The sequence below is a fragment of the Roseomonas sp. AR75 genome, from assembly GCF_005222815.1.
Lineage (GTDB): Bacteria > Pseudomonadota > Alphaproteobacteria > Acetobacterales > Acetobacteraceae > Falsiroseomonas.
The window spans coordinates 921,403-941,812 of record NZ_STGB01000005.1; the positions used below are offsets into that span (position 1 = coordinate 921,403).

Sequence of the window (20,410 nt, forward strand, 5' to 3'; positions counted from 1 at the left end):
CGTCGCACCGCATGCACCGCACCGATGCGCTGCCGGCCTCCGCGGCCGCGCTGCTGGTCACGCTCTGCGTCACCTGGGGTCTCGCGCAGATCGCGGTGAAGCTCGGGCTGGAAGGAATCTCGCCGATGGCGCAGGTCGGCCTGCGATCCGTCATCGCGATCCCGCTGCTGCTGCTGTGGTGCCGCTGGCGCGGCGTGGCGGTGTGGCTGCGCGACGGCAGCCTGACGCCCGGACTGATCGCCGGCCTGCTCTTCGCGCTGGAATTCTGGACGCTGTACGAAGCGCTGGCGCGCACCACCGCGGCGCGCAGTACGGTCTTGCTGTACATGGCGCCGTTCTGGGCGACGCTCGGCGCGCATCTGCTGGTGCCGGGCGACAGGCTGACGGCGCGCAAGCTCCTGGGGCTCGGCCTGGCCTTCGCCGGCCTGATCGTGGCGTTCTCCGACCGGCTCGGCGCGGCGCTGGATGCCAGCATGGTGGGCGACCTGCTCGCGCTGGTATCGGGCGTCTGCTGGGGCGCGACCATCGTGGCGATCAAGGCGACGCGGCTGACGCGCATCGCGCCGGAACGCACGCTGCTGTATCAGCTTGCCGTCGGCGCGCTGCTGCTGCCGCTGGGGCTGGCGCTGGGCGAGCCCGGCCTCTTCGCGCCGACGCCGCTGGTCATCGCCGCCCTGCTGTTCCAGGCGGCGGGCGTGGCCTTCATCTCCTATGTCGCCTGGTTCTGGCTGGTGGCGCGGCACAAGGCCTCGGTGCTGGCACCCTTCCTGTTCTTGACGCCGGTCTTCACGGCGATTGCTGGCGCGATCGTGCTGGGCGAGCCGGTGACCTGGCCCCTGCTGGGATCGCTGGCGCTGGTGGGCAGCGGGATCTGGGTGGTGAATCGCGGATAGTCTTCTCCGGGCGCAGTCGGTCGTGCCCCCACCCCAACCCTCCCCCGCATTGCGAAGGAGGGAGCAGTAACGTCGCTCTGCTCAGGGTCTCGGTGGCTTGACAGCGAGCCGCTGCGGCGCACGGTCCACCTTCGCTGCCGCGAAATGCGCCAGCACATCCTCGGGCCACATGCCTGCACGGCGCGTGTTCAGGTCCACGCAGAGGAACAGCACCTCGTTCTCGGCGGAGAGCCAGCCTTCCTCCGCGTGATACAGCCGGTGCGCGATCAGCAGGCGGCGGGAATCGTAGCCCAATACCTCGCTCTCTGCCGCCAGCGGCATATCCAGCAGCAATTCGCGCCGATAGGCCTGCCAGGATTCCACCGCGAAGGTGCCGAGGCCGCGCGCCCGAAAGCCCTCGCCCAGATTCAGCGCCGGCCACAGCACGTCGGTCGCCAGGTCGAAGGCCACGAGGTAGTAGGCCAGGTTCATGTGGCCGTAGTGGTCCACCCATTCGGGCTTCACCCGCACGAAGCTATCGCGCCGCATGTCGCTCATCCGCAGGCGGGATAGGCCAGCCAGCCCAGCACCTTGCCGCCGGGGTCCTCGACGCGCCGCGCATCCACGCAGCGGCGGTCGAGCATGAAGGCCTGCACGCCTTCCCCGGGCATGCGTTCGTTCGCACCGACGGGATCGCGCCTTTCGACACGGCCCGTGCCGAGATCGGCCACGCAATCCTGCCGCGCGCCGCCCGGCAGCAAGAGGCGCGACAGCGCCAGGCCGTGGTTCATCGGCCAGGACAGGACGACCATCGCCTGCTGCGGCTGGCCATCCAGGCAGGCGCGCATGGCGGGTGCCAGCTCCACCAGGTGCTGCGTCCAGGGCGGTCCCTGCGCCGCCGCGGACGAAGCCGCCAGCAGGAACAGGGCCGCCAGGCGCCTCAATGGATCTCGTCCATCCGCAGGACCGCCTCGCGCAGCTTCGCCACGGAGAAGTCCGGGTCGCGGCAGACATCCAGCACCACCTTCTCCCGCCGCGCGCCGAGCTCGATCGCCGCCGGGATCTTCCGCACGCAGTCATGCGGGATCACCACGGCGCCGTGGCGGTCGGCATGGATCACGTCCTCATGCGCCACATGCATCCCGTGCACCGTGACCTCCTGGCCGAAGGCGACCATGTGGACGAAGGCGTGGCTGGGGTTCACCACGCCGGCGATGAGTTGGAAGCCCGGCGCCAGCATGTCGAGGTCGCGGATCGAGCCATTGGTGACACCGCCCTGGGCGCCCAGAGCCTTATGGACGGCGGAATGGACCTCGCCCCAGAAGGCGCCGACACCCGGCGTGTCGTCGAGGTCCTGCAACACCACGACGGTCGGCAGGGAGGCGCGGGCGACATATTCGTACCACCCGATGCGGATCGCCTTGTCCTGTTCCTTCGGCCGGCCGGAGGGCGCTGCGGCGCGGATCGTGCCCGTGCGCGCCAGGCCGCAGATCGGCGGCAGCTTCGGATCGGCGGCGACCATCGGCCGCACCGTGAAGCCGTAGCCACGGCGCTGCGGCGCAACGAGTTCCAGCGCGTTGCAGATGGTGGGCGTGTCCCACTGCTGCAGCACTTCCAGGTCCTCGCGCGTGAACGGATGCTCGGCCATGCGGCATTTCCCCCTTCTTCCGCACGGAGCATCGACCGGCCTTCCGCGGCCGTCAAACACGCCAACGCGCCCGGCCGGGGATAGGAGGCCGGGCAGGCAGCCGATACAGTTGCCGGCCCGACAGCCTGGAGCCGCCGTGCCGCCGGCCCCTTTCAGCATGACCCTGGAACCGCGCGGCGAGGCGCTGCCGGCGCTGCTCGATTCGGTCGAGGCCTGGGCGGAGAAGGCGGGGCTGGCGCCCTCCGTTGCCGGCCGGCTCGGCCTGGTGGTGGAGGAACTGGCTGCGAATGTCGTCAGCCACGGTGCCGCCGGCGACGGCGGCGCGTCCCGGCTGACGGTCACGCTCGTGCTGGCGGCAGGGACGGTGCGGCTGCTGGTGGAAGACGATGGCCGGCCCTTCGACCCGCTCTCCGTGCCCGCCCCGGACCTCGATGCGCCGCTGGAGTCGCGCCCCGTCGGGGGTCTCGGATTGCATCTGGCGCGGCGGCTGACCCGGTCCTTGTCCTATGGGCGGCAGGAGGGCCGGAACCGCGTGATGGCGGAGCTGGGCGCGGCGTAGCGATACCCGGCGGCGGGCCGCAACGCCCTGCCCTGGACGCCGCCGCGCGCCCCCGCTACCACCACCGCCCTATCCGCCCGGCGCCGCACCGCGCGCCGGCGCCTGACCGGAAGGACCAGCCCGTGGATTCGCCTTTTCCGATGACGCGTCGGTTCGCCCTGGCGGGCGGCCTGCTGCTGCTGGCGGGGTGCCAGGCCGCGCGCGGCCCGCTGCCCGAGAACGGCACGATCGACCTGCTGAACCTGCTGAAGGACAAGCCGGAGCATCGCCGATTCGTCAACGCGCTGACCGCCAGCGGCCTCGCCTCCCGCCTGGGCCGGCAGAACGGGGCGGTGACGCTGTTCGCCCCGACCAACGAGGCGATGAACAGCCTGCCGGCGAGCCTGCTGGCGCTGATGGACAGCCCGCCTTCCTCGCCGAGCGAGGCGCAGCGGGCGCAGCTTGCGACGCTGGTGAACGCCAATGCCGCCTGGGGCCTGCTGCGCCTGGCCGACATCCAGGCCCGCCAGGGCCGGGTCGTCACCTGGGACCGTGGCCGCCTGCAGGTGAACCAGACCGGTCCGCGCACCGCGACCATCGTGCGCGAGGGCGTGCCGCCGGTGCCTGGCCGCCCGGTCATCGCCATCACCCGTGGCGACGTGCTGGCCAGCGACGGCGTGTTCCACGTGACCTCGGCCCCGATCCTGCCGGCTGCGCCGGGCGCCTGACGCCCGGCGGCGCGGGCGGCGTCAGGCCGCCCGCAGCACGCGCCAGATCTTCTCGGGCGTCAGCGGCATGTCGAGATGCGCGACGCCGAGGGCGTCGCAGGCCGCGCTGACGATGGCTGGCGGCGCACCGCAGGCCCCGCCCTCCCCCGCGCCCTTGACGCCGAGCTCGTTCACCGGCGTCGGCACCACGTTGAAGTCGATCTCGAGTTCCGGCAGGTCCGAAGCACGCGGCATGGCGTAGTCCATGAAGGTTGCGGTCACGAACTGCCCGCTCTCGGCGTCGTAGCGCGCTTCCTCCAGCACCGCCTGGCCCAGGCCCTGCGCGATGCCGCCATGCGATTGGCCGTGCACGAGCATGGGATTGATCACATTTCCCACATCGTCCACGGCGGCGTAGCGCACGACTTCCAGCACGCCCGTCTCGGGGTCGATCTCGACCTCCGCCACGTGGCAGCCATTGGGGAAGTTGCACTCGGTGTCGCGCTTGTAGAGCACCTTCTCGTCGAGGCCTGGCGTCTCGTTCTCCGGCAACTTCGCGGGGTCGTTCGCGCTGGCGATCACCTGCGTCCAGGTCACGGAAAGATCGGTTCCGGCGACACGGAAGCGGCCGTTCTCCACTTCCACATCGGCGACCGCCGCTTCCAGCATGTGGGCGGCGATGCGCTTCGCCTTGTCGAGCACGGCGTTGGAGGCGCGCAGCGTGGCGACGCCGCCCATCTGGGAGGAGCGACTGCCGCCCGTGCCGCCGCCCGTCTCGATCACGTCGGTGTCGCCCTGCACCAGCACCACATCCGCGAACGGGATGCCGAGGCGCGCATGCGCGATCTGCGCAAAGGCGGTCTCATGGCCCTGGCCGTGGTTGAAGGTGCCGACATGCAGCCGCGCCTTGCCGTCCTCCGTCATCGCCACGCGCGCCCATTCCGTGGGCGCGCCGCCGGAGGCCTCGACGAAGTAGCCGAGGCCGATGCCACGCAGCTTCCCCCGCGCGCGCGATTCATCACGGCGCCGGGCGAAGCCCTGCCAATCCGCGAGATCGAGCGCCTTGCCCTGCGTGCCGGAGAAATCGCCGCTGTCGAGCACGTTGCCGACGCAGTTGGTGTAGGGCATCTGCGCGGCCGTGATGTAGTTGCGCCGCCGTATCTCGTCCTTCGACAGGCCGAAATGCGCCGCGCCGAGATCGAGCAGCCGCTCGATCGTGTAGGCGACTTCCGGGCGGCCCGCGCCGCGATAGGCATCGGTCGGCACGGTGTTGGTGAAGACGCATTTCACCCGCATGTTCACCGCCTGCAGGTCGTACACCGTGCCGGCGATACGCGCGCCCGCCACGGTCGGTATGCGCGGGCCGAAATCGCAGAGATAGGCGCCCATCGCCGCCGTCGTGCGCACACGCAGCCCGAGCGCCTTGCCCTGTGCGTCGAACGGCATCTCGGCTTCGGTGACATGGTCGCGGCCATGCGGATCGCAGACGAAGGTCTCCGCCCGCCCGGAACGCCACTTCACGGGACGCCCCAGCTTCTTCGCCGCCCACAGCACCATGGCGGATTCAGGAAAACACTTGCTGCGCAGACCGAAGCCGCCGCCGGTGTCGGGCGAGATGACACGCAGCTTGTCCGCCGGCACCTTCAGGATGTCGCGCGCCATCGGATCACGCACGCGGAACATGCCCTGGGTGGGGCTAGTGAGCTCGTAGCGCTCCTTCTCGGCGTCCCAGACGCCGATGGCGACGCGCGGCTCCATCGGGTTGCCGACCACGCGGTTCTGCACCAGGCGGATCTTCGCGACATGCGCCGCGGCGGCGATGGCCGCGTCCGCCTGCTCCTCGCGCCCGTTCGACCATTCGACGCAGAGATTGCTGCCACGCTCCGGCCAGATCACCGGCGTCGCGGGATCGAGCGCGCTGCCGGTATCGGTGGCGGAGGGCAGCATCTCGTACTCGATATCCACGAGTTCCAGCGCATCCTCGGCCTGGCTACGCGTTTCGGCGACGACGGCGACGACGGGATCGCCGACGAAGCGCACCGCATCGGTCTGCAGGATGCGGCGCGGCGGGCAATACAGCGGCGGCGTTCCGGCGCGCGCGGGCACCTCGATCTGCACCGGGAAGAGACCGATGCCATCGGCGTCCGCATCATGCCCGGTGAGTACCGCGATGACGCCTGGCGCTGCCTTCGCCGCGCTGGTGTCCATCGAGACGATGCGCGCATGCGCGTGCGGCGACCGCAGGATCGCCAGATGCGCCTGGCCCGGCATGTCGATGTCGTCGGTGTAGCGGCCCTTCCCGGTGAGGAAGCGCACATCCTCCTTCCGCCGAACGGGCTGCCCGATGCCGAACTGGTCGTCCATGATCCTACTCCGCCTTCGCGACCGCCGCCGCATTCAGCCCCGCGATGCGCCCGAGCGCCACCGCCGTCAGCAGCCCGTTGCCCGAGAGGTAGCCCGACGCCTCGGGCCCACTGACGCCGCAGGCAGCGCCGCCCGCGGCGAAGAGATTCGGGATGGTTGCGCCGCTGGCAAGGCGCACCCGCGCCTGGTCGTCAATCGCCAACCCGCCCTGGCTGTGGAACAGCGTGCCCGTCACGCGCACCGCGCAGAAGGGGGCGGCAAGCGCCGCGCCGCGCGACCAGTCGCGCCCGAAGGCGTCGCGCGTGCCGGCACGCTTATGCGCTTCCACCTCGTCGAAGCTCGCACGGAGCGCATCGCCGGGCAGCTTCGCCTTCGCCGCCAGCGCCCTGATGCTGTCGGCGGTCAGCACCGCGCCCTGCTCCTCGGCGTTCCGGAAATCCTCGAACTGCCGCGCGATCCCGGCGATGCGCGCATCGAAGATGTCCCAGGCGATGCCCTCCGGCTGCTTCAGCACCGCGACAGCCGCTTCGGAATAGCCGCTGCTCTCGTCCCAGAAGCGCCGGCCGGTGATGTTCACCTGGAAGCCGCCTTCCATGATGACGGCCCAGGAGACCAGAATGCCCTGCGGATGCGCGACGGAGCCGTGGCCCTGGTGTCCGGTCATGTCGCGCAGATCGGCGCCGAGCTGCTCGCCCCACAGCACGGCGTCGCCCTCATTGCCGGGATGGCCGAAATAGATCGCCTCCGCGAGGTCCGGAATATACTTTTGGACGAGCGCCTTGTTCCCCGCATAGCCGCAACAGGCCAGCACCACGGCGCGCGCGCCGATGCGCTCCGTGCTGCCATCGGGGCGCTCGGCGACGATGCCGCGGATCGCGCCGGACGCATCGCGGATCAGCGTGGTCACGCGCGCCTCGGTCAGCAGCGGAATCTCCGCTTGCTCCGCGGCCTGGCGCAGCCGGTTTACCAGCTCCGCACCGCTGCGGCTGGGCAGGCCGTGCATGCGGCGATGCGTGTGGCCCGGATAGTCGAAATCGTGCACCACGCTGAACGGCAGGCCGTGCGCATGCGCGAGCCACTCGATCGCCGGCGCCACGTTGCGCGCCACCAGCGCGACCAGCGCGGGATCGGCGTGGCCATGCGCCTTCTTCTGGATGTCGGCGGCGAATGTCTCGGCGTCGTCGGCGATGCCGCGCTCGCGCTGGAAGCGCGTGCCGGCGGCCGGAATCAGCCCGGCGGATAGGCTGGTGGAGCCGCGCGGCACCGGATCGCGCTCGATCACCAGAGGCTCGATGCCGGCCGCCTTGCAGGACAGCGCCGCCACCAGCCCCGCCGCACCCGCGCCGATGATCGCGACGGGCACCTCCGCCTCGAAGCGCGGATCGGCCTCGGTGACGACCTCGGCCTTCATCGCAGCTTCGCCAGTTCCTGGGCGACCGCGCTGATCTCGGCGACTGGGCGCAGCGCCGCGATGGCGGTGTCGTGCAATTCCTGGGTGAAGGCGGCGCAGCCATCCTCCAGCACGGTCACCTGGAATTCGCGGACATGCGCGCCGCGCACGGTGGAGGAGACGCCGCCATTGGTCACGATGCCGGCGACCAGCAGCCTGCGGATGCCGACCTTCCGCAGGATCCATTCCAGCCGCGTCGAATAGAACGCGTCGTAGCCCACCTTCTCCACCGGCAGGTCGGAGGGCGCGAGTTCCTCCACCACCTGGTGGCCCCAGCTTCCCATCACGAAGTCACCCTTCTTCAGGAAGGGCCGCAGTGTGCGCAGATGCGGGTCGATGAAAGGCTCGCCACCCTTGCCGGTGAACAGCGTGAAGTGGGTGGAGGCGATCCAGCCGCCCTTCGCGCGCATCGCATCGGCCAGGGGCTTCAACCGCGCAGGCAGCGCCGCGATGGACGCGGCCGACTGCCCCGCACGGCCATAGGCGCCGTCGGGATGGATGAAATCGTTCTGCAGGTCGCAGAGCAGCAGCGCTGTCTGCGAGAGGGGGATGTCGTCCATGCTCACTCCCGCTCGATGATGAGGTTGCCGAAGCGGTCCACGCGCGCGACGAGGTCCGGGTCCACCACCACCGTCGCGTCGGGCTGTTCGAGGATCGCCGGGCCATGCACCAGCGCGCCGACCGGCAGGTCGAGGCGCGACCACACCGTTGCCGCATGCCAGGCGCCGTCGAACCACACCTGCCGCGCGCCGCGCGCCGCAGCATCCAGCGTGGCGTCGGCAGCCGGCGCCAGCGCCTCCAGGTCGAAATCCGGGCGGAGGCCGATGGCCGCGGTGCGCAGCGTGACGATGCGGATCGGCAGGCCCGGCAGCAGGCGGGAGAAGGCCTGCTGATACGCCGCTTCGAAGGCGCTGCGGATGATCGCCTCCGACACGCCGGTGGTGCCGCCGATCACATGCACCGGCAGAGGCACGCCGACGGTGTGCGTCTGGCCGGCATAGTGCATGTCGAGCTCGAAGCGGATTTCGGTGCGCGCGACGGGCAGGCCGGCGGCCTCCACCACGGCGCGCGCCACGGCGGCTTCCTCCACCATGCGCGCATCCAGCGCAGCCGCGTCCAGCCCATCGAGCGAGAGATTCACCGTGCGCACCTGGTCGTGCCGCACATCCGCAATCACGCAGCCGATCGCGCTGGTCACGCCGGGGAAGCGCGGCACCAGCGCGGCCTTCAGCCCGACCTCCTTGATCAGCGCGCCGACATGCAGCGCGCCGCCGCCGCCGAAGGGCAATGCGACGAATTTCTGAGGGTCATGCCCGCGCTCGATCGAGACCAGCCGGATCGCGCCCGCCATCTTCGCATTCGCGACGCGCACGATCGCCTCCGCCGCCGACATCGGATCGAGGCCGAGCGGCGTGCCGACATGCTGCGCGATGGCGGCCTTCGCGCCCTCCACGTCCAGCCGCGACAGCGCGCCGCCGATCGGGCGGTCCGCATTGATGCGGCCGAGTACGACGTTCGCATCCGTCAACGTCGGCCGCGTGTTGCCCTGGCCATAGCAGACCGGGCCGGGACGGCTGCCCGCGCTTTCCGGCCCGACCTGCAGCAGCCCGCCGCGATCCACATGCGCGATGGAACCACCGCCCGCGCCGATGGTGGTGATCTCGATCATCGGCGAGCGGATCACCAGGCCGAAATCGATCGTCGCCTGCGCCGCGAGTTCCATCCGCCCGCCGGTGACCAGCGAGACATCGAAGCTGGTGCCGCCGAGGTCGCAGGTGATCGCGTTCTCGAACCCCGCCGCGCGCGCGATGGCCGCCGCCGCGATGACGCCGGCGGCAGGCCCGGACAGCGCCGTGCGCGCGGGGATGCCGCGCGCGGTGGCGGTGGACATGATGCCGCCATTCGACTGCACGATGTGGAAGCGGCCTTCGAAGCCCGCCTGGTTCAGCGCGCCTTCCAGCTTGCCCAAATAGTTCGCCACGCCCGGCTGAAGATAGGCGTTGAGCGCGGTGGTGGAGGCGCGCTCGAACTCGCGGATCTCCGGCAGAATCTCGCTGCTGACGCTGACATGCGGGTTCGGCCAGATGGCGCGCACCGCCGCCGCGGCCGCGCGTTCATTCGCGGGATTGGCGTAGCTGCTGATGAAGACGATGGCGCAGGCCTCGGCGCCGGCCGCGATCAGCTCATGCGCCGCATCCTGCACGGCCGCGACGTCGACTGTCGTGTGGACCGTGCCGTTCGCCAGCGTGCGCTCCGCCACCTCGATGCGCATGTCGCGCTCGGCGATGGGATGGAACTCGCCCCAGAGCCCCCAGGTGTTCGGCCGGTCTCGGCGCCGCATCTCCAGCACGTCGCGGAAGCCGGCCGTAGTGATCACGCCGAGCCTGGCGCCCTTGCGCTCCAGCAGCGCATTGGTGCCGACGGTCGTGCCATGCACGATCGCCTCGAACCCGGCCGGGCCGCCCAGCGCGCGCAGGCCGTTCATGAAGCCCACCGCCTCGTCGCCGCGGTTGGACGGCACCTTGGCGGTGCGGAACGCGTTCTGCGCGGGATCGAACAGGAACAGGTCGGTGAAGGTGCCGCCGACATCCACGCCGACGATGGGTTTGCTGGTCATTCGCGGTATCCGTAGTCACGCGCCGCGGCTTCCGGCGAGACGAAGCCGAGCCGAATGTCGCGCGCAACAGCCGCCTTAGGCCGCTTCGCCGCATCACCCCAGCCGCCCCCGCCTGGCGATTCGAGCCGCACGCGCTGCCCGGCCTGGATCTTCACGCCGACGACCTTGCTGGCCATCGGCGGCGTGCCCCAGCCGCCCTCCGTCTGCCAGGCGAAGCGCGTCAGCGCGCCTTCCCCGCCGCCGGTGACGCCGAAGGGCGCGTAGCGGCCCCGCTCGCCGAGCAGCGCGACCTCGGTGGTGCCGGGCGACAGCGCCTCTATCTCATAGACCGCGCCGACGCCGCCGCGATGCTGGCCGACACCGCCGCTGTCCGGCCGCAGCGCCCATTGCGTGAACATCACGGGATACGCCGCTTCCAGGATCTCCGCCGGCGGAATGGTCGCGGTCGAGATCGGGTTGTTGGCGTGGTGCAACCCGTCCGTCTCCGGGTTGCCGCCGAAGCCGCCGCCGAAGAACGAGAACATCACCCACCGCGTGCCGTCCTTGCGCTGGCCGGAGAGCGACAGCGCGTTGATCGTGCCGAAGGGCGCGGCCGTCGCGCGCTCCGGCTGCGCCTTCCCCAGCGCGCCGAAGATCACGCCGATCAGGCGAAGGATCGTCTCGGTGTAGCCGGCCATCGGCCGCGGCGGACCGGCGCCGAGCACGGTATTGTCCGGAATCACGAACTCGATCGGCCGCAGCACGCCGGCATTGGCGGGCACATCCGGGAAGGCGTGCTTCAGCGCCACGTAGCAGGCCGCGACGCTGGTCGCGCGGCTGATGTTGATCGGGCCGAGGCAGGCCGCGCTGCTGCGCGAGAAGTCCAGCACCATCCGCCCGTCGCGCACCGTCATGTCGAGCGCGATGGTCAGGCGTTCATCCACCACGCCGTCATTGTCGAGATAGTCCTCGAAGCTGTAGCGGCCCTCGGGAAGGGTGCGGATCTCCGCTTCCATCAGTGCCGCGGCGCGGTCGGCCAGCGCGGCGAAGGCGGTTTGCAGCTTCGCCTCGCCATGCTCCTCGATGAGCTGGACCATCCGCCGCTCGCCGAGATCGAGCGCGTTGAGCTGCCCGTTCAGGTCGCCCCAATTGGATTGCGGCACGCGGGAATTGGCGTTGAGGATCTCCAGGATGTCCTGCTGCATGACGCCCGCGCGGATCAGCTTCACCGGCGGGATGCGCACGCCTTCCTGGTGGCTTTCCGTGGCGCGCGGATTGTAGCCACCGGGCACGTTGCCTCCGATGTCGAGCCAGTGTCCGACGCTCGCGATCCAGCAGAAGACCTGCCCGTTGCGGAAGATCGGCCGCACCAGCCGGAAGTCGTTGAGATGCGTACCGCCTTCATACGGGTCGTTGAAGATGAAGGTGTCGCCCGGCTCCAGCGGCGTGCCACCCTGCACGCGCCGGATCACCGCCTGCACGGCGAAGGACATGGCACCCACGAAAATCGGCAGTCCCTTCGTGCCCTGCACCAGCGTCGCGCCCGTCTCGGCATGATACAGGCCGTGGCAGGCGTCGCGCGCCTCCGCGATGATCGGGTTGAAGGCACTGCGGTAGAGCGTCGCGTCCATCTCGTCCGCGATCTGCTCAAGCCGTCCCTTCAGGACGGCGAGCGTAACCGGATCAAGCGTCATCGTGCGAGCAGCTCCGTCAGCGCGGCGGCTTCGGCATGCGGCGCCAGCGCCATCACCGCCTCCTCGATCGCCTGCGCGCGGGCGGCGCCATAGACGGGATCGGCGAGGTCGCGGAATTTCTGGCGCACCTCCGCTTGCGTGTAGGGATCCTCGGTGTCGCCGCGATTGGTGGTCACAGAAGCCTCATGCACGCTGCCATCGGCCATCGCGATGCGGACGCGCGCAGGCCGCAGGCCAGGAAGCTGCGCGGTCATCGCGGGGTCCTCATTCACAGTCACGCGCCGCGCCAGAGCCTGCACTGCGGGGTTCTCCCGCGCGGGGCCACGGAAGGCGGGCACCGTCGCGGCACCATGCAGGATGGTCGTCGCCAGCGCGAAGGGGATGGAGAACTTCGCGGCCAGCATGTTGGGCGCCAGCGGGGAATCCAGCTGCGCGGCCCAGACATAGGTGTCGACTTCGATGGCCTTCACCTGGTCCGGCTGCAGCGCCCCCGCCTTCGCCGTGATCTGCGCCAACGCATCCAGCGCGCCATGCGTGTAGCGGCAGGCGGCGTGACGCTTGAAGTAGTTGCGCGCGATCTCCCAACGCGTGCCGAGATCCGCGACCATCTCCTCCGGCCGGAAATCGGTGGCGCTGACATGGCCGAAGACCGTGGCGACGCCGTCGCGCTCGCCCTCGAAGCCGCTGCGCAAGAGGTCCCACACCGTCAGGCCGAGCATGTTGGCGACGCCCGCATAGGTGTTCCGGACGGTCCCGCCTTCCAGCATTGTCTTGCGTGACGTCGCCAGGCCCAGTGACGCCGCCATGTTGATCACGCCGCGGAACTCGCCCGCCGTCGCGCCATGCAGCTTCGCAACGCCCATCGCAGCACCCAGCGTCCCCCAGGTGCCATGCGGATGCATCGCGACGTTGAGCTTGCTCGCGATGCCGACGCGGCTGCCGAACTCGTAGCCGATGGCCAGCGCCGTCAGCAGCGCAGCGCCATCCCCGCGCGGCGCGGCCAGCAGCGCGGGCACGACATGGATGGCGGGATGGCCGCGGCAATACTGGTTACCCTCGTCCAGTTCCAGCATCGTGCCGGCGGTGCCGTTGAGGAACGCCGCCGTGCCCGGCCGCGCCGCAACCGGCAGGCCGATCACGGGGGCATCGCCCGTGCCCTCCCGCGCGGTCATGCGCGCGGCCAGCGCCTGCACCTCGGCTTCCTGCGAACCGGCCGCGATGGCGCCGATGGAATCCAGCAGCACAAGGCGCGTGCGCTGCGCGACCTCCGCCGGCAGGTCCGCGAAGCGCAAGCGCGCCGCGAAGCCGCACCACTGCTCGAGCCAGGCCGGCGAGGCAGCCGCCATCAGCACCGAGGCCGGCTCCACGCCCTTCGTCACGATCGCCACGGGGAATTCTCCCTCAAAGCCCGAGATAGGCCCGCTTCAGCTCCGGATCCTCGCGCACCTGCGCGGCGGGACCGGACAACGCGAAGCGGCCATGTTCCAGCACATAGGCGCGATCGGCAATGTCCAGCGACTGCGCCACGTTCTGCTCCACCAGCATGATGGCCAACCCGTCCGCGTTCAGGCGGCGGATCAGCGCGAACATCTCCTCGACGAGCAGCGGCGAGAGGCCGAGCGAAGGCTCGTCCAGGATCAGCAGCTTCGGCTCGGCCATCATGCCGCGGCCGATCGCCAGCATCTGCTGCTCCCCGCCCGAGAGCGTGCCGGCAGCCTGGCCGACGCGTTCCTTGAGCCGCGGGAAGGTGGTGAACACACGATCGAGATTTGCCGTGCGGTTCGCCTTCGCGCGACGATACGATCCCAGTTCCAGGTTCTCCCGCACGCTGAGATTGGGGAAGATCTTGCGCCCTTCCGGCACCTGGATCAGGCCGCGCGCCATGATCTCGGCCGGGGAGCGCGCGGTGATGTCGTCGCCCTGGAACGCCACGGTGCCGCCACGCGGCTTCACCAGCCCGCTGATCGCCATGTTGAGCGTTGTCTTGCCTGCGCCATTCGAACCGAGCACGGCCACGATCTCGCCCGCGCGCACCTCTAGCGAGACGCCCTCCAGCACACGGGTCAGGCCGTAGCCGGCGACGAGATCCTTCACCTCAAGCATGGGAAGAACCTTCGGGCGGCCGATTCAGACCTTCGGGCCTGCCGGCCCTGCGGTCATCGGACGCCTGCAGCCGGGTTGCCGCGCCATGGCCGAGATAGGCCTCGATCACCGCCGGGTCGCGCACGACCTCCGCCGGCGTGCCGCCGGCGATGATGCGGCCCTGCGCCAGCACATGCACGGCCTCGCACAGGTTCATCACGGCCTGCATGACATGCTCGATCATGAACACGGTGATGCCGCTGTCGCGGATGGCGCGCACGACGGGAACGATGTCGCGCACCTCGGACGGGTTCAGCCCGGCCAACACCTCGTCCAGCAGCAGCAGCTTCGGCTGGGTGGCGAGCGCCTTCGCGAGTTCTACGCGCTTGCGGCCCGCGACCGTCAGCGCCGCCGCGGGCTTGTCGAGTTCCGCCGCCAGACCCACCCGATCCGCGACCTGCTCGGCCATCGCCAGCGCATCGGCGCGCCGCCGGTGCCGCAGGAAGGCGCCGACGGCGATGTTCTCCCGCACGGACAGCCCCGCGAAGGGCTGCACGATCTGGAAGGTGCGGGCGATGCCGTCCTGCGCCAGGCGGTGCGGCGGGCGGCCGGTGATCTCCTCGCCGCGCCACAGCACGCGGCCGGTGGTCGGCTTCTCGAAGCCGGAGACGATGGCGAACAGCGTCGTCTTGCCCGCGCCGTTCGGCCCGATCAGGCCGGTGATGCTGCCTTCCTTCACGGTGAAGCTGGCATCGCCCACGGCCAGCAGGCCGCCGAATCGCTTGGAGACCGAATGCACTGAGAGGAAGGCGGGATCCGGCTCGATCATCGCCGCCCCCGCCACATGCGGATGAGGCCCGGGATCTCGCGCGGCGGGAAACGCACCACCAGGATCAGCAGCACGCCGAAGATGACGAGGTCGAGGCCGGGGATGCGGCCGACCAGCGTCTTGGTGAACTCGGAAAGGCCGTGCAGCACCACGCCCCCCAGCACCGGCCCGAACACCGTGCCCGCTCCGCCGATGATCGGCGCCAGCAGCGCCTCCACGCTGATCCAGGTGCCATAGGCGATGTTGGCGTCGAGATAGAGGAAATACTGCGCATAGAGCGCGCCCGCAGCGCCGGTGATCGCGGCCGACAGCGCGATGGCCGAGAGCTTCACGCGCAGCGCATCCACGCCCAGCGCGAGTGCCGCGCTCTCGTTCTCGCGCACAGCGACGAGCTGTGCGCCGAGGCGCGAGCGTTCCAGCGCCCGAGTCACCAACAGCGCCACGGTCACCAGCCCGAGCGCGATCCAGTAGAAGCTCGCCCGGGAGTCGAACTGGAAGTTCGCCGGCCGGACATCGAGCTTGATCAGGATGCCCGCCGCACCGCCCGTCATCTCGCTGGCATTGGCAAGCACGCGAAACACCTCGGCGAAGGCCAGCGTGACCAGCGCAAAATAGCTGCCGCGCAGCCCGGAGCGGAAGGAGAGGAAGCCGATCACGGCGCCGATCATGCTCGCCGCGGCGATGCCGCCCACGAAGGCGGGATACGGGTTCACGCCATAGCGTGTCTGGAGGATCGCGGTGACATAGGCGGCGGTGCCGAAGAACGCCGCGTGGCCGAAGCTGTACTGCCCGCCATAGCCGCCCAGGATGTTCCAGCCCTGCGCGGCGAGGCAGATGATCAGCGTGAAGACCGCGAAGTTCAGCCAGGTATTCTGTGTGACGAACAGCGGAAGCACCGCGGCCACGGCGGCGAAGAGCGCGATCGGAAGGACATCCCTCGCGGTCACGCCTTCGCTCCGAACAGGCCCGTCGGGCGGAACAGAAGGACGAGGATGAAAATGAGAAAAATGCCGATCTGGCCGAGGCTTTCGCCAAAATAGAGGCCCGAAAGGCTCTCCACCACGCCGATGAACAGGCCGCCCAGCAGCGCGCCCGGCACGCTGCCCATGCCGCCCAGCACCACGATGGTGAAGGCCACCAGCACGAAGGCGTTGCCGACCCGCGGGTTGACGTAGAAGAAGGGCAGCAGCAGGCAGGCGGCGACCGCCAGGCAGGCCGTGCCGATGCCGAAGGTCACGGCGTAGATGTGCTTCACGTCGATGCCGACCAGCGCCGCGCCGGTGCGTTCCTTCGCCACCGCGCGGATCGCGCGGCCGGTGTCTGTCATCGTCAGGATCACGAACAGCACGGCGGCGACCACGAAGGCCACGCCGAAGCCGACCACGCGCGGGAAGCCCAGCAGCATGGGCCCGAGCTCCACGACCTCCATCGCGTAGGGCACCTGCACCGACAGCGTATCGGAGCGGAACACCGCCAGCATCACGTTCTCGATGATGATGGAGAGGCCGAGCGTGACGAGCAGGATGTTGGAATCCTCGCCCCGGCTCGCCGGCATGATGACAAGCCGCTGCACGCCGTAGCCGAGGACGAAGAAGATCGGCACCAGCGGCAGGATGGCGACATAGGGATCGAGGCCGAAGACGCTCCACGCCACGAAGGCGGCATACATCGCCAGCGTCAGCAGCGCGCCATGGGCGAAGTTGATGATGTGCAGCACGCCGTAGACCAGCGTCAGCCCCAGCGCGACCAGGCCGTAGATGGCGCCGGTGAGGAGGCCGTTGAGCACGGCCTCCCCGATGATTTCAGGCGGGTAGGATCGCAACGCGGATCAGTTTGCAGGCCAGGGGAAGATCGGCCGCGCGTCGGCGAATTCCTGCGGGAAGATCACCTTGATGTCGTTGTCCTGCACCTGGGTGTTCACCGCCTGCGCCGCCTGGTTCTGGCCGTTCTCGAACTTCGTCGGGCCGTAGGGCATGATGTGCTTCGTGAAGCTGCCATCGGTCTTCGCCAGGGCGTCGATGACCGCGGCGCGGTCGGCCTTGCCGGCACGCTCCAGCGCGTCCGCCACCAGCATCACCGCCGAGTAGTTCAGCGGTGTGTTGTAGAGCCAGAAGCGGTTCTGTGCCTCGACCGCGCGCCGCAGCTCGGCGGTCTTCGGCTTGCGCGGGTCGGGCCAGTGGTTGACGTCCATCACCAGATTGGCCGCCTGCGGGAATTCGCGCACGAAGCGGTAGTTGGAAGCGGCGCCGTTCAGCACGCAGTAGATCGCCTTCGGCCGCACGCGGCGCTGCTGCAGCGTCTGCGACAGCAGCACGAATTCGGCATAGTAGCTGGACGGGATGATCAGATCCGGGTTCAGCGCGCGGATGCGCAATGCCACGTTCGACATGTCGCGCGCCGGCGTCGGGTGGCTGATCGTCTCCAGCACCTCGAAGCCGCGCTTCGGCAGCTCGGCCTGCATCAGCCGTGCCATGCCGGAGCCGAACAGCCCGTCCTCGTGCACGACGACCACGGTCTTCGCGGGCTTGCCGGCGGCGTCGTTGATCTTCACCAGGTTGTCCAGCGCGCCGGCCGTCACCTTCCCGAAGCCCGGGCCGAAGCGGAAGGTGTTCTTGAGGCCCCGCGACACGATCTGGTCGGACACACCGACATCCACGACATAGGGCAGGTCGTAGCGCGACGCCGCCTGCGAGGCCGCCAGGCAGATCGGGCTGGCGAAGCCGCCGACGATGGCGACGACGCCTTCCGAATTCATCCGCTCCACCTCGGCCACGCCGCCTTCGGGGTTGGATCGGGCGTCGCCGAAGATCATCTCGATCCGCGCGCCACCCAGCGCCCGGACGCCGCCGCCATTGTTGATCTCGTTGATCGCGAATTCGGCGCCGAGACGGCCGTATTCGCCATCCTGCGCCAGCGCGCCGGTGACGGGCTGAAGGATGCCGAGCTTGACGGCGGGCGCCTGGGCGCCGGCGATGCGGGGCGCGGCAAGCGCGGCCGCCGCGCCGAGCAGCACGGCCCGGCGGGAGGGCGAGAGGGCGATCATCGGTGTCTTTCTCCCTGTGCGCGGGCCCGGCCCGCCGCCGTTATCTGCGCCGGGCCGCGCCGGAGGGCAAGATGTTGTCCGGACGAGTCGGTCCGGCCGCTACTCCGCCCGGATGTTGTTCCGCCGGATCACCGGCTCCAGTTGCGTGCGAGTCGTCGCGATCAGCTCGGCCAGGCGCTGCGGCCCGCCGCCACCGGGCACGGCGCCCTGCGCCGCCAGTCGTCCGCCGACCTCGGGGTCGCGCATCATCAGATCCACCTGCTCGGACACGCGGGCGATGATCGGCGCGGGGGTGCCGGCCGGCGCGACGAGGCAGAACCAGGCCCCGAACACCAGGTTCGGCCCGCCGGCTTCGGCGATGGTCGGCACGCTCGGCAATTGCGGCAGGCGCTCCGCGGTCAGCGTTGCCAGCGGGCGCACGCGCTCGCCGCGGATCTGGCCGAGGATGTTCGGCACGTTGTCGAAGATGCAGTCGATCTGCCCGCCCACCAGGTCGTTCACCGCCGGCCCGGCGCCGCGATAGGGCACATGGGTGATGCGCGTGCCCGCGGCCTCGTTGAACAGTTCCAGCGCCAGGTGCAGCGAGGAGCCGTTGCCGGCGGAGCCGGCCGTGATCCTGCCGGGGTCGGCCTTCGCCGCGGCAGTGAGCTCGGCGAGCGTCTTCCAGGGCTTGTTTGCGCCGACGCAGATGACCTTCGGCGTGGTCGCCAGCACGGCGACAGGCGCGAAGGCGGTCCGCGGGTTGAAGGGCAGCGAGGCGAAGAGGAACTCGTTGGCCGCCATCGGGCCGATCGAGCCGACGAGGAAGCTGTAGCCGTCGGGCGCGGATTTCGCGACGACGTCGGCGCCGATATTGCCGCCCGAGCCCGGCCGGTTCTCCACCACCACGGGCTGGCCCCAGGCGGCCTGCATGCGCGCGGCGAGGGGGCGGGCCATGACATCCGCCAGTCCGCCCGGTGGGAAGGGCGCGACGATGCGCACGGGGCGCGTCGGCCAATCCGACTGCGCGCGCGCGGCCGGCGCGGCGAGCAGCGCCGGCAGCGCGGGCAGCGCCAACGTGGCGCGGCGGGTGATGCGGGTCATTTGGCTGGTCCTCCCGGTTGGTCTTCTCTGCTACTCGGCCGCGAGCCGTTGCGGCGATGATGCGATGCGGGCGGCGATTGCGGCCAGCGTTCGGTCCAGCGCGTCCCCCTCCGGATCCTTCTGCGCCGCGAGCCGCGCCTGCAGCAACGCATCGGCCGCGAGATCGGGCGGCAGCCTGCCATCCAGCGCCGGCAGCAGCACGGCATCCATGATGCGGCGCCAGGCTTGGCGGGTGCGCGCATCGGTGGCGGCATAGCCCTTCACAAGCCGCGCGCTCTCCGCGACCTCGCGCGCCAGCGGCGCGCCGAGCCTCAGCGCGCGCTCCACCAGCGCGAGCCACTCCGCGATCCAGGCCTGTTCCTCGGCGTGCTTCAGCGTGCGCGGCCGCCACCCGCGCAGCGCCGCCAGCAGGCGCAGCCGCAGGAAGCCGAGCGGTCGCGTGGGCGAGACGTTCAGCGCGATGCTCTTCTCCATCCAGCCGCGTCGTTCCACGAAGCGCAGCGCGCGGCGGGCAAGCGAAGGCGGCAGCAGCGAAAGCACTTCGGCAGGGCCGGGCTTCATGAACTCGACGACGTGGACGATGTCGCCGGGCCGCGCCTTCGCCTCCGCGGCGAGCCGCGGGCGGCGCGCATCGCGGAGCTTGAGCTGTGCCACGCGGATCACATCCTCCGACGACAGGCGCAGCGCGAGGTGCCGCGCCAGCGCGGCGACCAGCGCCCCGTCGGCGCCGGGCAACGCGGCGAAGCGCCGGAGCGTGGCGAGATAGTGGCCGGCGAGCGCCGCGTCCTGGAAATCGGTGAGCCGCTTCACGCCCTCCGCCGCGAGCGCTCGAGCCTCCTCAGGCAGGTCGTCGGGGCCGGTTCCGGCGCGCGGGGCGGGCGGCTGCGCGGGCTCCGGCGCGCCGGCCAGCCCGGCCTCGAAGCCGCGCAGGTTGCTGTCGGCCGCCTTGCCGGCGCGGATCGCGGCGCGAAAGGCGTCGGGCGGGATCGGCACGGCGTTGCTGGCGGCGAGCGCGCCGAGCATCAGCGCGTTCAGCGCCGCGCCGGTCTGGCGGGCGAGCGCCTCGTAGTCGGCGATGAGCGCCTCGCGCGCGGTCTCCCGCACGGCCTGCGCCAGGCGCGATTCGTCGAGGCGCCCGTCGCCGCCCTCGGATTTCTCCGTCACGGTGTAGGCGCGGCGATGCGCGACGATCGCGAGCGTGCGGTCGCGCGTGAGGAAGCCGGCCTCGGCGCGCCGCGCGGCTTCCAGCAATTCTGTGCCGAGGAACACGTCCACGCGGCCCGGCGCGGCGTTCAGGCCGAGCACGGGCACGGGATCGCCGGGCGCGGCTGGCATCACCTCGACATAGTAGGTGGTCGCCCCGGTGCGCTGCGCAACGCCGGGGATGGAGGTGCGGGTGGCGTGCAGCCCGGCCTCGATCGCCGCACGGGTGATCCAGTCCACCAGCACGCCGCCGCCCTCGCCGCCGAGGGCCGCGATCAGGATGCGCGTGGGCTGCCGCATC

General features: G+C 70.5%; 19 protein-coding genes. 3 read left to right on the top strand and 16 right to left on the bottom strand.

Annotated features, from left to right (window positions below; translation table 11 throughout):
- Positions 1-11 precede the first annotated feature (11 nt).
- A complete protein-coding gene (locus E4T13_RS23825) occupies positions 12-893 on the top strand; it encodes a DMT family transporter (protein ID WP_137180823.1) in 882 nt (293 codons plus the stop codon).
- 81 nt (positions 894-974) lie between these two features.
- Here E4T13_RS23825 and E4T13_RS30040 read toward each other — a convergent pair whose 3' ends face one another.
- The 3 genes from E4T13_RS30040 to E4T13_RS23835 are packed head-to-tail and all read right to left on the bottom strand — an operon-like array spanning position 975 to position 2,520.
- Complete coding sequence (locus tag E4T13_RS30040; protein ID WP_170985195.1) at positions 975-1,421, bottom strand: thioesterase family protein; 447 nt, start codon at positions 1,419-1,421, stop codon at positions 975-977.
- 5 nt (positions 1,422-1,426) lie between these two features.
- Positions 1,427-1,816 carry a hypothetical protein gene (locus E4T13_RS30045; RefSeq protein ID WP_170985196.1) on the bottom strand — a complete coding sequence of 130 codons (390 nt, stop codon included), beginning with the start codon at positions 1,814-1,816 and terminating at the stop codon, positions 1,427-1,429.
- Positions 1,813-2,520 carry an RraA family protein gene (locus E4T13_RS23835; RefSeq protein WP_137180825.1) on the bottom strand — a complete coding sequence of 236 codons (708 nt, stop codon included), beginning with the start codon at positions 2,518-2,520 and terminating at the stop codon, positions 1,813-1,815. Before E4T13_RS23835 ends, E4T13_RS30045 begins: the two co-directional genes overlap by 4 nt.
- A 157-nt stretch (positions 2,521-2,677) precedes the next feature.
- Between E4T13_RS23835 and E4T13_RS30050 the strand changes: the two genes are divergently transcribed.
- Together E4T13_RS30050 and E4T13_RS30055 are read left to right on the top strand one after the other, a co-directional pair.
- The gene (locus tag E4T13_RS30050; RefSeq protein WP_170985197.1) at positions 2,678-3,079 is read left to right on the top strand and encodes an ATP-binding protein; all 402 of its coding nucleotides are present in this window, start codon (positions 2,678-2,680) and stop codon (positions 3,077-3,079) included.
- 140 nt (positions 3,080-3,219) lie between these two features.
- Positions 3,220-3,786 carry a fasciclin domain-containing protein gene (locus E4T13_RS30055; protein ID WP_170985198.1) on the top strand — a complete coding sequence of 189 codons (567 nt, stop codon included), beginning with the start codon at positions 3,220-3,222 and terminating at the stop codon, positions 3,784-3,786.
- A 21-nt stretch (positions 3,787-3,807) separates the two neighbouring features.
- Here the strand turns inward: E4T13_RS30055 and E4T13_RS23850 are convergent, their stop codons facing one another.
- The 13 genes from E4T13_RS23850 to E4T13_RS23910 form a co-directional block, all read right to left on the bottom strand.
- A complete protein-coding gene (locus E4T13_RS23850; RefSeq protein ID WP_137180827.1) occupies positions 3,808-6,129 on the bottom strand; it encodes a xanthine dehydrogenase family protein molybdopterin-binding subunit in 2,322 nt (773 codons plus the stop codon).
- A 4-nt stretch (positions 6,130-6,133) separates the two neighbouring features.
- The gene (locus E4T13_RS23855) at positions 6,134-7,540 is read right to left on the bottom strand and encodes an FAD-dependent oxidoreductase (protein WP_137180828.1); all 1,407 of its coding nucleotides are present in this window, start codon (positions 7,538-7,540) and stop codon (positions 6,134-6,136) included.
- Positions 7,537-8,139, bottom strand: a complete 603-nt coding sequence (locus E4T13_RS23860; RefSeq protein WP_240791257.1) for a cysteine hydrolase family protein — start codon at positions 8,137-8,139, stop codon at positions 7,537-7,539. The genes E4T13_RS23855 and E4T13_RS23860 overlap by 4 nt, the downstream gene beginning before the upstream one ends.
- 2 nt (positions 8,140-8,141) lie before the next feature.
- Entirely contained in the window at positions 8,142-10,196 is a 2,055-nt protein-coding gene (locus tag E4T13_RS23865; RefSeq protein WP_137180830.1) for a hydantoinase/oxoprolinase family protein, read from the bottom strand.
- Complete coding sequence (locus E4T13_RS23870; RefSeq protein ID WP_137180831.1) at positions 10,193-11,869, bottom strand: hydantoinase B/oxoprolinase family protein; 1,677 nt, start codon at positions 11,867-11,869, stop codon at positions 10,193-10,195. Before E4T13_RS23870 ends, E4T13_RS23865 begins: the two co-directional genes overlap by 4 nt.
- A complete protein-coding gene (locus tag E4T13_RS23875; protein WP_137180832.1) occupies positions 11,866-13,257 on the bottom strand; it encodes an MmgE/PrpD family protein in 1,392 nt (463 codons plus the stop codon). Before E4T13_RS23875 ends, E4T13_RS23870 begins: the two co-directional genes overlap by 4 nt.
- Positions 13,258-13,270: 13 nt before the next feature.
- A complete protein-coding gene (locus tag E4T13_RS23880) occupies positions 13,271-13,972 on the bottom strand; it encodes an ABC transporter ATP-binding protein (protein WP_137180833.1) in 702 nt (233 codons plus the stop codon).
- Complete coding sequence (locus E4T13_RS23885; protein WP_137180834.1) at positions 13,965-14,780, bottom strand: ABC transporter ATP-binding protein; 816 nt, start codon at positions 14,778-14,780, stop codon at positions 13,965-13,967. The genes E4T13_RS23880 and E4T13_RS23885 overlap by 8 nt, the downstream gene beginning before the upstream one ends.
- Positions 14,777-15,727, bottom strand: a complete 951-nt coding sequence (locus E4T13_RS23890) for a branched-chain amino acid ABC transporter permease (RefSeq protein ID WP_137180835.1) — start codon at positions 15,725-15,727, stop codon at positions 14,777-14,779. The genes E4T13_RS23885 and E4T13_RS23890 overlap by 4 nt, the downstream gene beginning before the upstream one ends.
- Positions 15,724-16,566, bottom strand: coding sequence for a branched-chain amino acid ABC transporter permease (locus tag E4T13_RS23895; RefSeq protein ID WP_137180836.1), 843 nt, complete (start codon positions 16,564-16,566; stop codon positions 15,724-15,726). Before E4T13_RS23895 ends, E4T13_RS23890 begins: the two co-directional genes overlap by 4 nt.
- A 42-nt stretch (positions 16,567-16,608) precedes the next feature.
- Positions 16,609-17,823 (bottom strand): ABC transporter substrate-binding protein, encoded by a 1,215-nt coding sequence (locus tag E4T13_RS23900; RefSeq protein ID WP_137180837.1) that lies wholly within the window; start codon positions 17,821-17,823, stop codon positions 16,609-16,611.
- A 99-nt stretch (positions 17,824-17,922) separates the two neighbouring features.
- The gene (locus tag E4T13_RS23905; protein ID WP_137180838.1) at positions 17,923-18,906 is read right to left on the bottom strand and encodes a tripartite tricarboxylate transporter substrate binding protein; all 984 of its coding nucleotides are present in this window, start codon (positions 18,904-18,906) and stop codon (positions 17,923-17,925) included.
- Positions 18,907-18,936: 30 nt separating this feature from the next.
- Positions 18,937-20,409 (bottom strand): indolepyruvate oxidoreductase subunit beta family protein, encoded by a 1,473-nt coding sequence (locus E4T13_RS23910; RefSeq protein ID WP_170985199.1) that lies wholly within the window; start codon positions 20,407-20,409, stop codon positions 18,937-18,939.
- Between the last annotated feature and the right edge of the window lies 1 nt (position 20,410).